The 1,671-nt window shown below is 71.2% G+C and carries 2 protein-coding genes; both read right to left on the reverse strand.

The features are described 5' to 3' along the window. A partial coding sequence (locus ACWELQ_RS45275; protein WP_452403122.1) for a hypothetical protein occupies window positions 1-218 on the reverse strand: 218 nt, incomplete at its 3' end. A gap of 114 nt (window positions 219-332) precedes the next feature. Beyond that, the coding region (locus tag ACWELQ_RS45280; protein WP_452403123.1) for a thioesterase domain-containing protein at window positions 333-1,671 on the reverse strand (1,339 nt) is incomplete at its 5' end.

Here is a 1,671-nt window from a genome sequence, read left to right on the forward strand (position 1 = left end):
CGCGTCATCTCCTTGTCGTGGCGACCGGAGCGCGCCACCATGGTCTCGACCACCGGCACCGGGGCGTAGTCGGCGGCCAGCCGGCCGAGGCCGTCGAGCAGCGATCCGCCCCGGACCGCGGCGATCACTTCGCCCGCGCCGAGCGCACCGAGCCCCACCGCCGCCGCCCCCAGCAGCCGCCTCTTCTCGAACACCGACTTCTGCCCGTTCCTCGACACCTGTCCGAACCTTCCGTCACCGACCGGGTTGTCAGCGCTCATTCTTCCCCAGCGCGGGGACGCGCACTCCCGAGTCGGGGTCTGCGCTGCCGAGTCGGGGTCGGCGCTGACGAGTCAGCGATGAAGGTAGGAGTTGACCGCGGGCCCGATCAGCGCGAGGGCCTCGGGTGTGATCATCTCGTTGTGCCCGTAGGGCAGTGGGCGGTCGTGGATGGCTCCGCCGATGTAGGGCCGCCACGTGGTGACGTTCGGATTCGGGTCCGGGTTGTAGGCCGCGGCGAAGAACAGCAGTTCCCCGTCGAACACCTCGTGCCGGTGCGCGGCGATCTGCCGCAGCAGATGCCGCAGGTCACCGTAGAAGTTCTCCAGGTCCGTCGCGGTGAAGCCGATGCCGCTCGCCGCCAGCAGTTCGGCGGCTTGCGCGGCGTCGAGGTGCTCGAGTTCGGGCGGGATGTCGATGCCGCCGAACTCCGACAGCAGCATCGACAGCGGCGGCAGGGCGCTGTCGTCCGGGACCGCGACATCGGCCCGCGAATCGATCATGATCAACGCGGGCACCTCCGCACCGCGGCGGCGCAGTTCGACCGCCATGGCGTGCGCCAGCGGGCCGCCCGCCGAATAGCCGAGCAGGTGATACGGGCCGTCTGGCTGAACCCGGCGGATCTCCTCCACGTAGCGCAGCGCCAGCTCGCGCACGGTGCGGTCGGCGGTGCCGCCGTCGGTGACGCCGGGCGACTGGATCCCGTAGATCGGGTGCGCGCCGTCGATGTAGCGCACCAATCCGCCGTAGCACCAGGCCAATCCGATAGCAGGGTGCACGCAGAACAGGGCCGGGGCGCCGCCCTGCGGCCGCATGGGCAGCAGCACCCGCATGGCCGGATCGATATCGGACTGGGTGGCGGCCTCGGTCAGGCGGCGGGCCAGCGCGGCGGGCGTGGGGTCGAGGAACATCCACTGCAACGGCATGGGCAGGCCGGTCGTCTCGCGCACGTGGGTGACGAGGCGGACCGCGCCCATGGAGTTGCCGCCGATGTCGAAGAAGTTGTCGTCCACGCCGATTCGCGGCGTCTCCAGCACGGTTTCGAAGGCGGACACCAGGGTGCGTTCGGCGTCGGTGCGGGCGGCACGGTAGACGCGGCGGGCGGGCCGCGGGTTCACCGCGGGCGTGGGCTCGTCGTGGGGATTCACGGTGAGCTCGGGCAGCGCTCCCGCGGTGGACGCGGGGACGGCGAGGGTGCCGACCGCCGCCAGGGGATCGGCGCTCAACGCATCCAGGAGCGCGAGCAGGCCGTCCACCATGGCGGCGGCGGTGACGCGGTCGAACAGGTCGGTGGCGAAGGTGAGGGAGGCGGTCATGCCCGCCGGTTCACCCGTGTCGCCGAACTGTTCGGCCAGCATCCATTCGAGATCGAACTTGGAACCGGGTGCGGGCGCGTCCAGCGGGCGAATCTCC

The sequence above is a fragment of the Nocardia sp. NPDC004722 genome, assembly GCF_053601505.1.